Annotated in this window: 11 protein-coding genes; 4 read left to right on the forward strand and 7 right to left on the reverse strand. The window is 64.4% G+C overall.

Annotated features, from left to right (window positions below; translation table 11 throughout):
* Window positions 1-140: 140 nt before the first annotated feature.
* The 6 genes from MESS4_RS02665 to MESS4_RS02690 form a co-directional block, all read right to left on the reverse strand.
* Window positions 141-1,139 carry an ABC transporter ATP-binding protein gene (locus MESS4_RS02665; protein WP_006326233.1) on the reverse strand — a complete coding sequence of 333 codons (999 nt, stop codon included), beginning with the start codon at window positions 1,137-1,139 and terminating at the stop codon, window positions 141-143.
* Between the two features lie 226 nt (window positions 1,140-1,365).
* A complete protein-coding gene (locus MESS4_RS02670; RefSeq protein WP_006326237.1) occupies window positions 1,366-2,427 on the reverse strand; it encodes a Gfo/Idh/MocA family oxidoreductase in 1,062 nt (353 codons plus the stop codon).
* Window positions 2,424-3,263, reverse strand: a complete 840-nt coding sequence (locus MESS4_RS02675) for a carbohydrate ABC transporter permease (protein WP_006326238.1) — start codon at window positions 3,261-3,263, stop codon at window positions 2,424-2,426. Before MESS4_RS02675 ends, MESS4_RS02670 begins: the two co-directional genes overlap by 4 nt.
* A 208-nt stretch (window positions 3,264-3,471) precedes the next feature.
* Complete coding sequence (locus MESS4_RS02680; protein WP_006326240.1) at window positions 3,472-4,395, reverse strand: sugar ABC transporter permease; 924 nt, start codon at window positions 4,393-4,395, stop codon at window positions 3,472-3,474.
* Between the two features lie 240 nt (window positions 4,396-4,635).
* Entirely contained in the window at window positions 4,636-5,895 is a 1,260-nt protein-coding gene (locus tag MESS4_RS02685; RefSeq protein WP_006326242.1) for an ABC transporter substrate-binding protein, read from the reverse strand.
* A gap of 2 nt (window positions 5,896-5,897) precedes the next feature.
* Window positions 5,898-6,857, reverse strand: a complete 960-nt coding sequence (locus MESS4_RS02690; RefSeq protein WP_006326244.1) for an N-acetylmuramic acid 6-phosphate etherase — start codon at window positions 6,855-6,857, stop codon at window positions 5,898-5,900.
* 199 nt (window positions 6,858-7,056) lie between these two features.
* Here MESS4_RS02690 and MESS4_RS02695 point away from each other — a divergent pair, with 199 nt between their 5' ends.
* The 4 genes from MESS4_RS02695 to nagA are packed head-to-tail and all read left to right on the forward strand — an operon-like array spanning window position 7,057 to window position 10,911.
* Window positions 7,057-7,938 (forward strand): N-acetylglucosamine kinase, encoded by an 882-nt coding sequence (locus MESS4_RS02695; protein ID WP_006326245.1) that lies wholly within the window; start codon window positions 7,057-7,059, stop codon window positions 7,936-7,938.
* Window positions 7,935-8,717, forward strand: coding sequence for a GntR family transcriptional regulator (locus MESS4_RS02700; RefSeq protein WP_006326246.1), 783 nt, complete (start codon window positions 7,935-7,937; stop codon window positions 8,715-8,717). The genes MESS4_RS02695 and MESS4_RS02700 overlap by 4 nt, the downstream gene beginning before the upstream one ends.
* Window positions 8,714-9,745: an SIS domain-containing protein gene (locus tag MESS4_RS02705; protein WP_006326247.1), complete on the forward strand. Its 1,032-nt coding sequence runs from the start codon at window positions 8,714-8,716 to the stop codon at window positions 9,743-9,745. The genes MESS4_RS02700 and MESS4_RS02705 overlap by 4 nt, the downstream gene beginning before the upstream one ends.
* Window positions 9,742-10,911: an N-acetylglucosamine-6-phosphate deacetylase gene (gene nagA, locus MESS4_RS02710; RefSeq protein ID WP_006326248.1), complete on the forward strand. Its 1,170-nt coding sequence runs from the start codon at window positions 9,742-9,744 to the stop codon at window positions 10,909-10,911. Before MESS4_RS02705 ends, nagA begins: the two co-directional genes overlap by 4 nt.
* A 16-nt stretch (window positions 10,912-10,927) precedes the next feature.
* On the opposite strand, the gene MESS4_RS02715 is transcribed toward nagA, so the two are convergent.
* A complete protein-coding gene (locus MESS4_RS02715) occupies window positions 10,928-12,454 on the reverse strand; it encodes a malonyl-CoA synthase (RefSeq protein ID WP_036240513.1) in 1,527 nt (508 codons plus the stop codon).
* Window position 12,455 lies beyond the last annotated feature (1 nt).

The following is a 12,455-nucleotide window of genomic DNA, read 5'->3' on the forward strand; positions in this document are numbered from 1 at the left end:
TGCTGGAAGAAGCGCGGCGTCAAAATATCGAATTATTTGAAGCGCTTATCTCTTCAAGGCAGTGATCCTTCCAACACCCCTCATCCGACCGAGCTTCGCTCGGCCACCTTCTCCCACAGGGGGAGAAGGGGAAGCAGGCGCTACTTCATCACCTTGCCATCGACCCCGAACCGATAAGTCTTCGCTGGATCCGGCGTCGCGTAGAGCGTGGCGCCAGGTTCGGCGTTGTAGACGCCGAAGATGCGCACGGTAATCAGCCCGGCCTTCTCGCAATCGAGATAAAGATTGGTGTCGGCGCCGAGATGCTCGGCATGCACCACCGTTCCCTTCCAGGTGCCGGATCTCGGATCGACGGTCAGATGCTCGGGGCGGACGCCGATGGTCTTGGCCGTCTCGCCAAGCCTGGCGCCATCGACGAAATTCATCTTCGGCGAGCCGATGAAGCCGGCGACGAATTCGTTAGCCGGCGAATTGTAGAGTTCCATCGGGCCGCCGATCTGCTCGATCCTGCCGGCGTTGAGTACGACGATCTTGTCGGCCAGCGTCATCGCTTCGACCTGGTCGTGGGTGACATAGATCATCGTCGCCTTCAGCCGGCGATGCAGCTGCGCGATCTCCAGCCTGGTGTTGACGCGAAGTGCGGCATCGAGGTTGGACAATGGTTCGTCGAACAGAAAAAGCTTGGGTTCGCGCACCACGGCGCGGCCGATGGCGACGCGCTGGCGCTGGCCGCCGGAGAGTTCCGCCGGCCGCCTCGAGAGATAAGGCTCCAGCGACAGCATCGAGGAGGCGATGCCGATGCGCCGCTCGATCTCGGCCGCCGGCGTACCGGCCTGCTTCAGTCCGAGTCCCATATTGTTCCTCACCGTCAGATGCGGGTAGAGCGCATAGGTCTGGAACACCATGGCAATGCCGCGTTTGGCCGGCGGCGTGGCCGAGACGTCCTGGCCGTCGATGACGACACGGCCCGAGGTCGAATCCTCGAGCCCGGCGATGACCCTGAGCAAGGTCGACTTGCCGCAGCCGGAGGGGCCGACGAAGACGACGAATTCGCCATCCGTCACTTCGAGGTTGATGCCCTTCAGCACCTCGACCGGCCCGAAAGCCTTCTTCACGTTCTCGATGTTCAGCGAGCCCACGGCGTTCCTCCGGATTGGAATGTGGGCGCGAATGCACCCCCCTCTGGCCTGCCGGCCATCTCCCCCTCAAGGGGGGAGATTGGCAGCTTCACGGCCGCGCGCCATTTTGCGGCGCTGGAAATTGGCGAAAGCAATGCCGACAGCTGATCTCCCCCCTTGAGGGGGAGATGGCCGGCAGGCCAGAGGGGGGCGCCGTAGAGCGCAATCCCTGACGAAAATTCCCTTGTCACAGACGCACCGCCTTTCCGCTGCGCACGCTCTCGTCGGCGGCAAGGCAGACGGCGAGCGACTTCACCGCGTCGTCCATATGTCTGTTAAGATCGAGATCCTCACGGACGGCCTTCAGGACAAAAGCCTGTTCGAGGTCGCAAAGATCCTGATGGCCGGGTTCGCCTTCCATCGACAGCATTTCGTCGGGCTTGGCGAACTTGCCGTCCGCCCCGGTCGCGGCACTGTGCAGACGGATGGTCGAGGTCTTGGTGTGGGTGTCGATGTCGTCGGACCTGACACCCTCCTTCATCACGATCGACACGCAGCCATTCGGCGAGATGACATCCTTCACGAAGAAGGCCGTCTCCGAAATCATCGGACCCCAGCCGGCTTCGTACCAGCCGACCGACCCGTCATCGAACAGCACTTGCAGATGGCCGTAATTGTACATCGAAGGCGCGACCGCGTCGGTCAGCCGCAATCCCATGCCGCGCACCTCGACCGGCCTGGCGTCCGTGATCTGCAGCATCACGTCGATATAGTGCACGCCGCAATCGACGATCGGCGACGTCGTCTGCATCAATTGCTTGTGCGTCTCCCAGGTATGACCCGAGGATTGCTGGTTGAGGTTCATGCGGAACACGTAGGGGCCGCCGAGCTTGCGCGCCTCGGCGATCAGCCTGATCCAGGACGGGTGATGGCGCAGGATATAGCCGATCACCAGCTTTTTGCCATTGGCCTTGGCGGCCGCGACGACGCGCTTTGCGTCAGTGACTGTGGTTGCGAGCGGCTTTTCGACGAAGACATGGCAGCCGGCCTCGAACGCCTTCACCGCATAGTCGGCATGGCTGTCGGAATAGGTGGCGATGCAGGCGACATCGGGCTTCTCGTCGCGCAGCGCCTCGTCGAACGAGCGCCTGATGCCGTAGCCGGAAAGTCCGCCCGGCAACGGCACGTCGGAACGGTTGACGAGTGCTGCGATCTCAAAACCCGGATTGCTGTAATAGGCCAGCGCATGGCTGCGGCCCATATTGCCAAGGCCGGCGACCACGACGCGAAGGGGTTTTTGCGAACTCACTTGACGGCTCCCGACGTGATGCCGCGGATCAGTTGCCGCGAGAAGATGACGTAGAGGATCAGCACCGGCATGATCGCCAGCGAGAGTGCTGCCAGGATCGCGTTCCAGTTGGTGACGAACTGGCCGAGGAAGAGCTGCGCGCCGAGCGTCACCGTCTTGGTCTCTTCCGATGGCGCCAGGATCAGCGGGAACCATAGATCGTTCCAGATCGGGATCATGGTGAAGACGGCGACGGTTGCCATCGACGGCCGGACCAGCGGCAGCACCAGCCGGAAGAAGATCGTGTATTCGGACAGCCCGTCGATGCGGCCGGCATTCTTCAAATCGTCGGACACCTGCTTCATGAACTCCGACAGGATGAAGACGGCGAGCGGCAGGCCTTGCGCGGTGTAGACCAGGATCAGCGCCGTCAGCGTGTTGACCAGCCCGCTCGCCACCATCAATTGCAGGATGGCGACAGTGCCGAGGCGGATCGGGATCATGATGCCGAGCGCGAGATAAAGCCCCATCAGCGAATTGCCGCGAAAGCGGTATTCCGACAGCGCGAAGGCCGCCATGGCGCCGAACAGAAGCACGAAGAACAGCGAGGCGACGGTGACGACGAGACTGTTCTGGAAATAGTGGATGAAATCGCCCTGGCCGATGACGGTGGTGTAGCCGATCAGGTCGACGGTTTTTGGCGTCGGCGGCGTCAGCGGCGCGCCGAAGATGCCGGCGCGGGATTTAAACGAATTCATGATCACGATGATCACCGGGAACAGCGCGATCACCGTGTAGGTCAACAGGATCGCATGGGCGCCGATGGTGCGGGGAAGGGAGCGGGTTGCGGTGCTCATCCCAGAGTCTCCCGATTTCGCGCCAAGGCACCCCCCTCTGTCCTGCCGGACATCTCCCCCTCAAGGGGGGAGATTGGCGGCTCCAGCCCGGCGACTTCTCTTGCAACGCCGAAAAGTGGCGAAAGCAATGCGGCAGTCCGATCTCCCCCCTTGCGGGGGAGATGGCCGGTAGGCCAGAGGGGGGTGCTCAAGCTCAACATCTCGCCCCTCAGAACTGGTAGCGACGCAGGCGCGTCTGCACGAGGAACAGGTAGACGCAGACGCCGCCGAGGATGATCAGGAACATCATGGTGGCGATCGCCGCGCCCATGTTGGGATCGCCGACCTGCAGCTGGAAGCCGAAGAAGGCGCGGTAGAGGAAGGTGCCGAGGATGTCGGTCGAATAGTTCGGACCGGCGAGCGCGCCTTGCGCGGTGTAGATCAGGTCGAAGGCGTTGAAATTTCCGACGAAGGTGAGGATCGAGATGATGCCGATCGACGGCAGGATCAGCGGCAGCTTGATCTTCCAGAATTGCGACATGCCGGTGATCCCATCGCATTCGGCCGCCTCGATCACCTCCTCGGGGATGGACAGAAGTGCGGCATAGATCAGCATCATCGGGATGCCGACGAACTGCCAGACCGAGATCAGGCTGAGCGTGGTCAGCGCGTATTCTTCCTTGCCGAGCCACGGCGTGAACAGGCTCTTGAGCCCTATAAGGTCGAGCAGGTTCGGCGCCACGCCCCATAGCGGCGACAGGATCAGTTTCCAGGCGAAGCCGACGATGACGAAGGACAGGATGGTCGGCACGAAGATCGCCGTGCGGTAGAAGGCCGCGAATCTGAGCCGCGGGCTGGAAAGCAACGCCGCCAAAAGCACGCCGATCGGGTTCTGCACCAGCATGTGGATGATGAAGAACCAGACATTGTTCCCCAGCGCATTCCAGAAATTGACCGACCAGTTGGGGTCGCCGAGCAGCATGCGGAAGTTTTGCAGTCCGACGAAGACCTGCGACTGGTCGATGTTGCGGAACAGCGACAGCTGCAGCGTGCCGGCCAGCGGCAGGATCATGATCGCCGTATAGACGAGTACCGCCGGCGCCAGGAAAACGCCGATGTGCCAGCGGAACGGTCGTTTCGGTGCTGCGGCCATGAGTTCGGTCCCCGCCGATCAGGTTCTTGCAATTGCCGCCAAAGGCGCGGCGCCTCCCTCCCCCTCGAGGGGAGGGTGCCTCGCGAAGCGAGGCGGGTGGGGTCGGCCAAGGCAGCGCGCCATCATGGTCTCGACCGTGCTTTCCAGCAACAAGCAGTGGCCTGCCTCCACCGACCCCCTCTGTCGCCTTCGGCGACATCTCCCCCTCGAGGGGGGAGATAGACGCGCTCCGCCAGGCTCTTACTTGCCCGCCCTGTACCAGCTGTCGAGGCCGTCCTGCAGCTTCTTGGCGGCAGCTTCCGGCGTATCGGTGCCGTTGATGACGTTGGCCGATTCGACCCACGTCTCGTTTTCGAGGTTCGGCGTGCCGCGCGACAGGACCTGGTAGGTCGAGCGGATCGTCGACTTGCACTTGCCGCGCCAGGAAACAAATTCCTGCGCCAGCGGGTCTTCCATCTTCACCGGCGTGTTGTTCAGGCTGAAGAAGCCCGGCAGCGCGTTGGCGTAGATGGTGGCGAAGTCCGGCGAGGCGACCCAGGACAGGAAGGTTTTGGCCGCGTCGGCATTCTTCGAGGCTGCATTGAGACCCATGCCGATATCGGTGTGGTCGGAGATGTAGCAGGTGTCGCCGGCTTTCTCGACCGGCGGCGGGAAGGCGCCCATCTTGAACTGCGCCTGGGTGTTGAACAGGCTGATCTCCCACGAACCGGCCGGGTAGATGGCGGCGCGGCCGAGCGTGAACAGGTTCTGGCTGTCCGGATAGGTCTGCGCCTCGAAGCCGTCGCCGAGATACGGCTTCCACCTGGCCAGCTCTTCGTACGGCGCGACCCAGTTCTTGTCGGTCAGCTTCTGTTCGCCCTTGATCAGGGCTGCGCGGCCTTCCTCGCCCTTCCAGTAGTTCGGACCGATGTTCTGGTAGCCCATGGTCGCGGCTTCCCAGAGGTCCTTGGTGCCCATCGCCATCGGGATATAGGTGCCGTCGGCCTTGATCTTGTCGAGCGCGGCGAAGAACTCGTCGCGGGTCTCAGGCACCTTGATGCCGAGCTTGTCGAAAGCGTCCTTGTTGTAGATGAAGCCGTGGATGACCGAGGCCATCGGCACGCAGAAGCTCGTCTTGCCGTCGTCGGTCTGCCAGGCGGCCTTGGCGACGTCGGAGAAATTCTCCATGCCGGGCAGCGTCGACAGATCGGCGAGATTGCCCTTCTTGTAGAGTTCGAGCGACTTGTCGAAGGGACGGCAGGTGATCAGGTCGCCGGCAGAACCGGCGGCGAGCTTGGCGCCGAGGGCGGCGTCGTATTCGGTCGGCGCCGACGGCGCGAACACCACCTTGATGCCCGGGTTCTTGGCCTCGAAAGCCGGGATCAGCTTGTCCTTCCAGATGGCAAGGTCGTCGCCGCGCCAGCTTTCGATGTTGAGGGTTACGTCTTGGGCATAAGCAACTCCGGCGGAGCCGAGAATGCTGGTGCCGAGAAGAAGTGCCGTCAGTAGTTTCGTTGTCATGCTCAGTCTCCCTGTTGACCTTTTTCAGGTTCGGTTTTGATGAGAACAGAGGCATTGCGCCCCTTGCTCCCCTCGATCGCGGAAAGCGCCGGTCGCAGCTTGTGGCCGGTCCCTTCCAGTATCTTCTCGGCTGCATCGGCGCTGGCGGCACCGGCGGCGAGCAGAATGGCGGTCTTGACGGCGCCGCCGCTCTTTTCGAGCAGGCGCGCCGCATCGTCCCTGCCGCGCCCCGAGATGGCGGCGACGATGCGCGCCGCGCGGTCGCGCAGCTTGATGTTGTCGGCCATGAGGTTGACCATGTAGCCGTCGTGCACGTGGCCGAGATGGATGGCGGTGAGCGTCGACAGCATGTTGAGCGCGATCTTCTGGGCGGTGCCGGCGCCCATGCGCGTCGAGCCGGCGATCAGCTCCGGCGGCGTTTCGAGCAAAATGGCGACATCGGCCAGCCGCAACAGCGGCGCATCGCTGTTGTTGGCGATGGCGATGGTGGCGGCGCCGCGCCTGCGCGCCTCCTCCAGCGCCCTGACCGCATAAGGCGTCGAGCCGCTGGCCGAAACAGCGATCAGGCAATCATCCTTGCCGATGCCGGCCCCGGCGACCGCCGACACGGCTTCGCCGGCATCATCCTCCGGACCGCCGGCCAGCGTCCTGAAGGCTTCGTCGCCGCCGGCGATCAGGATGGCGATGCGGTCGCGCCTGATGCCGAAAGTGCCCGGAAGTTCCAGCGCGTCGGCCAGCGCCATCAGGCCCGAACTGCCGGCCGCCGCATAGGCGAGCTTGCCGCCGCCGTTCAGCCGGCCGGCGATGATCCCGGCCGCATCGGCTATTGCCGGAATGGCGCCGCGCACGGCCCTGGCGGCCTCGATCTGGGCATTGGCCAAAGAGGAAAGGATGGCGTCCGGGGCCTGGATGTCCAGCCCCTCGGCATTCTGGTGATGCGCTTCGGTGCGCTTCTCGGCCATACCGTTCCCTCCAATCCACAAAACAATACCAAAAAAATACCACTTGTCCACACGCATTAACGAATTTGCGGGTCGGAATTCGATGAGCCGGCGAAATGCTTAGATTTTTCAATAAAATACGCCTTAATCTTTTTGAAACGGAAATTAACTCTTGGCTATTGGTATTTTATTGGTATTATCCGACCGGAGGAGAATTCGCGTGAATTTCGTGCTCGGCATCGATGGCGGCGGCACAAGCTGCAGGGCGGCCCTTGCGACAGCGGACGGCAGCGTCGTCGGCCGCGCCAAGAGTGGTGCGGCCAACATCCGCACCGACCTCACCGGCGCCAGGGCCAACATCGTCGACGCGGCGAGGCAGGCCTTTGCGGCTGCCGGCGAGAATCCGGATCTGATCCCGCAGACGCCGGCCATTCTCGGGCTCGCCGGCGCCAATGTCGGCACCTACAGGCAGCAACTCGAAGCGATCCTGCCGTTCAGCACCAGCCGTGTCGAGACCGACGCCGAGATCGCGCTCGAAGGTGCCGTCGGATCGGGCGACGGCGCCATGGCCATCCTCGGCACCGGTACCGCCTATATGGCGCGCAAGGGTGGCAAGTCACGCGCCATCGGCGGCTGGGGTTTTCAGGTCGGCGACCAGGGCAGCGGCGCCCGCATCGGCCGCGACCTGCTTGAACAGACGCTGCTTGCCTATGACGGGATTCGCGAAGCCTCGCCGCTGACCGAGGCCATGCTCGCCATCTTCCGCAACAATCCCGAGGACGTGGTCGAGTTCACCACCAACGCCAAGCCGGGCGATTTCGGCGGCTTCGCGCCCAAGGTCTTCGACCATGCCGAAAAGGGCGACAGCGTCGCCAACTGGATCCTCGACAAGGCGGCCGCCGATGTCGAGGCAGCGCTCGGCGTGCTCGACCTCAGCGACGACGCTCCGCTTTGCCTGCTAGGCGGACTGGCGCCGCTCTACGCGCCGCGCCTGTCGGCGCGCTACCGGGCGCTCTTGAAGCCGCCGCTCGACGATGCGCTCGGTGGCGCGGTGCAAATGGCGGTTCGCATTTTCGCGAAAGCTGCGGAGGCGGCGCGATGAGCGAGGCCGCCGACCAGATCTTCGCCACGCTGAAACAATCCTCGCAAAGCGGCGCGCCACTCTATCTGCAGCTCAGGAAGAGCATCGAGGACGCGGTCAATCGCGGCCTGATCGGGCCAGGCGACGCGCTGCCCTCCGAGCGCGACATCGCCACCAAGGCCGACATTTCGCGCGTCACCGTGCGCAAGGCGGTGCAGGACCTGGTCAAGGGCGGCGTCCTCGTCCAGCGCCATGGCTCCGGCACTTTCGTTGCACCGCGCATGGAGCGCGTCGAGCAATCGCTGTCGCGGCTGACATCCTTCACCGAGGACATGGCGCGACGCGGCATGGCCGTGCGCTCGGCATGGCTCGACCGCGGCCTCTATGCACCTTCGCCCGACGAGATGATGGTGCTCGGCCTGTCGTCGGACGAACTGGTGGCGCGCGTGGCGCGCCTGCGCATCGCCAACGACACGCCGCTGGCGATCGAACGCGCGGCGCTGTCGGCAAGCGTGCTGCCCGACCCGGCGGGAATAGGCTCCTCGCTGTACGCGGCGCTGGAATTGACCGGCCACCGGCCGGTGCGGGCGGTGCAGCGCATCTCCGCCGCCAATCTCGGCGACGGCGACGCGCGCCTGCTGGAAGTGCCGCCCGGCATTGCCGGCCTGCATATCGAACGCATTTCCTATCTGGCGAGCGGCAAGGTGATCGAGTTCACCCGCTCCATCTACAGGGGCGACGCCTATGATTTCGTCGCCGAACTCCGGCTGAGCGGGCCGGGAGAAGAGGGCCGGCAATGAGCGCAACCAAAACACATATGCGGCGCGAGATAGAGGAGATCCCGGAAGCCACAGCACGCCTGCTCGACGGTTCGGCAGCGGTGCTGACCGAGGCCGGACGCGGCATCCGCGAACGGGACCCGCATTTCATCGTCACCGTTGCACGCGGCTCGTCCGACCACGCCGCCACCTTCATGAAATACGCCGTCGAGCTGACCGCCGGCCTCGCCGTTGCATCAGTCGGCCCGTCGATCGCCTCGATCTATGGCGCCAAGCTCAAGCTCGCCGGCTCGGCCTGCCTCGCCATCTCGCAGTCGGGCAAGAGCCCGGACATCGTCGCTATGGCGCAGGCGGCAAGGGCCGGTGGCGCGCTGACCGTAGCCATCACCAACACCGCCGATTCGCCGCTCGCGCGAGCCTCGGATTACGCCATCGATATCCTGGCCGGGCCGGAGCTCAGCGTCGCGGCGACCAAGACCTTCGTCAACTCGGCGGTCGCCGGCCTCGCCTTGATGGCGCACAGCACCGGCGACGACAAGCTGCTCGCCGCACTTGCCCACCTGCCGGAGCATTTCCGCAAGGCGATCGCCTGCGACTGGATGGCGCTGGCCGGTGCGCTGGAGACGCCAAGATCGCTGTTCATCCTCGGCCGCGGTCCCTCCTCGGCGATCGCCAATGAGGCGGCGCTGAAATTCAAGGAGACCTGCGCCATGCATGCCGAGGCCTATAGCGCGGCCGAAGTCATGCATGGCCCGCTGGCACTGGTCGGACCGGGCTTTCCGGTGCTGGCGCTGGCCGCCCGCGATGCTTCCGAGCCGTCGGTCGCCGAGGCCGCGGACGCTTTGGCGGGCAAGGGTGCTGCCGTCTTCGTCACCTCGGACAAGGCAAGGAGCGCCCAACCCCTGCCGCATGTCGCCACCGGCCATCCACTGACCGACCCGCTGACGCTGATCGTGTCCTTCTACGGCTTCGTAGAGGCCTTTGCCCGCCATCGCGGCCTCGACCCGGATCTGCCGCCCAATCTGCGCAAGGTGACGGAAACAGTATGAGCGAGCGTTTTGCCCTGCGCGGTGCCCGGATATTCGACGGCGACGACTGGCACGACGATGCGGCCCTTGTCGTGCGCGACGGCCTGGTCGAAGCCATCGTTCCCAATGGCGCCATTCCATCCGGTGTCTCTCGCATTGAGACCAACGGTGGCATACTAACGCCGGGGTTCGTCGACCTGCAGGTCAATGGTGGCGGCGGCGTCATGGTCAACGATCATCCCGATGTCGGCTCGATCGAAACCATTTGCCGGGCGCATGCGCCCTTCGGCACGACAGCGCTGCTGCCGACGCTGATCACCGATACGCCTGAAATCACCGCCGCGGCGGTTGCCGCAGGGGTTGAAGCCGCGCGGCAAAAGGTGCCGGGATTTCTCGGCCTGCATCTCGAAGGACCGCATCTGTCGATCGCCCGCAAGGGCGCGCATGACCCGGCGCTGATCCGGCCGATGACGGATGCCGACCAGGCGATGCTGATCGCCACGCGGCGGAAACTGCCGGTGCTGCTGACGACGATCGCGCCTGAATCCGTCGAAGCCGCCCGCGTTTCAACGCTGGCCGAGGCGGGCATCGTCGTCAGTCTCGGTCATTCCGACACCTCCTATGCCACGGCGCGCGCCTTTGCCGAGGCAGGCGCCACGATGGCCACGCATCTGTTCAACGCCATGAGCCAGATCGGCAATCGCGAGCCGGGGCTGGCGGGTGCTGCCATCGACATCGGCACCTTCCATGCCGGCATCATCGCCGACGGCATCCATGTCGATCCCGCCACCATGGCGATTGCGTTGCGCGCCAAAAAAGGACCGGGCAGGATTTTCCTCGTCACCGATGCCATGGCGACGATCGGCACCGACATGACCTCGTTCACGCTGAACGGCCGCACTGTCTACCGCAAGGACGGCAGTCTGCGGCTGGCCGACGGGACGCTGGCGGGCGCCGATCTCGACATGATCTCCGCCGTGCGCTTCGTCCACCGCGCCGTCGGGCTGGAGCTGTCGGAGGCGTTGCGCATGGCTTCGCTCTATCCGGCGCAGGCGATCGGCCAGTCGCACCGGCTCGGGCGCTTCGCCAACGGCACCGCCGCCGATATCGTCGCGCTGTCGGACGATCTCGACGTCAAGGGCGTCTGGATCGGCGGCGACAGGGTTTTTGGAGCAGACGCTGGGTAGGTTCCGCGTATTAGAGTTAGCCGGCTTTGGGCGGGCTGTAGAGATCCTTGTAGGTTTCCCGCAGCAGGTTTTTCTGCACCTTGCCCATCGTGTTGCGCGGCAGTTCGTCGACGAAGATGACCTGCTTCGGGTGCTTGTACTTAGCCACCCGTTGCGTGATAGCGCCGACGATATCGGCAGCGGTGATGGCCGAGGCTGGCGTCCGCACCACGATCGCGGTGACGCCTTCGCCGAAATCCGGGTGGGCAACGCCGATGACGGCGCTTTCGCTGACGCCGGCAAGGGCGTCGATCTCGCTCTCGACCTCTTTCGGATAGATGTTGTAGCCGCCGGAGATGATCAGGTCTTTTCCCCGCCCGACGATATGGACATAGCCGTCGGCGTCGATCAGGCCGAGATCGCCGGTGATGAAGAAGCCATCGGCGCGGAACTCGGCCCTGGTCTTTTCCGGCATGCGCCAATAGCCGGCAAAGACGTTGGGGCCTTTCACCTCGATCATGCCGACTTCGCCCTGGGCAAGCGTGCCACCGCCGTCGGGATCGGCGATGCGGAGCGCGACGCCGGGCAAGGGAAAGCCGACCGTGCCGCCGCGGCGCTCGCCATCATAAGGGTTCGACGTGTTCATGTTGGTCTCGGTCATGCCGTAGCGCTCGAGGATCGAATGGCCGGTGCGCTCACGCCAGGTCTTGTGCGTCTCGGCAAGCAGCGGCGCCGATCCGGATACGAACAGGCGGATGTTTTTTGCAGCCTGGCCGTTCAAGCCGTCCTGCTGCAACAGGCGCACATAGAAGGTCGGCACGCCCATCAGCGCGGTGGCGCGCGGCAGCAGGGAGACGATACGGGCTGGGTCGAATCTGGTTTCGAACAGCATCGAGGCGCCGGCCATCAGGATGACATTGGTCGCGACGAAGAGGCCGTGCGTATGGAAGATCGGCAGCGCGTGGATCAGCACATCCGCGCTGGTGAAGCGCCAGTGCTCGACGAGCACAAGCGCGTTGGAGGCGAGGTTTTCATGGCTGAGCATGGCGCCCTTCGAGCGACCGGTCGTGCCCGACGTGTAGAGGATCGCCGCCAGATCGTCCGGTCCGCGCACCACGTCATGAAAATCCGCCGACTGCCGCGAGGCCTGCTCCGTGAGCGAGCCTTCGCCATTGCGGCCGAGCGTCACCGTCGTGGCGCCCGATGCCTGCGCCAGCGGCTCGATATCGGCTGCTTTCAGCGGATCGCAAACGACCAGGCGTGGCTCGGCATCGCCGAAGAAATAGCCGAGCTCGGTCAGCGTGTAGGCGGTGTTGAGCGGCAGGAAGACCGCTCCGGCGCGCAGGCAAGCGAGATAGAGCAGGACCGCTTCGGGGCTCTTCTCGACCTGGACGGCGACGCGGTCGCCCGGTTCGACACCCAGTTGCAGCAGCGCGTGCGCCAATTGCGCCGACCGCGCCAGCATGTCGCCATAGGTGAGCACGCGCCCGTCATCCGTCTCCATCAAGAGCCGTTTTGGCGCCGGCATCCGGGCGCGAAACGCATCGAACAAATGATTGCTCATG

Source organism: Mesorhizobium sp. STM 4661, assembly GCF_000359125.1.
In the GTDB taxonomy this organism is placed as follows: domain Bacteria; phylum Pseudomonadota; class Alphaproteobacteria; order Rhizobiales; family Rhizobiaceae; genus Mesorhizobium.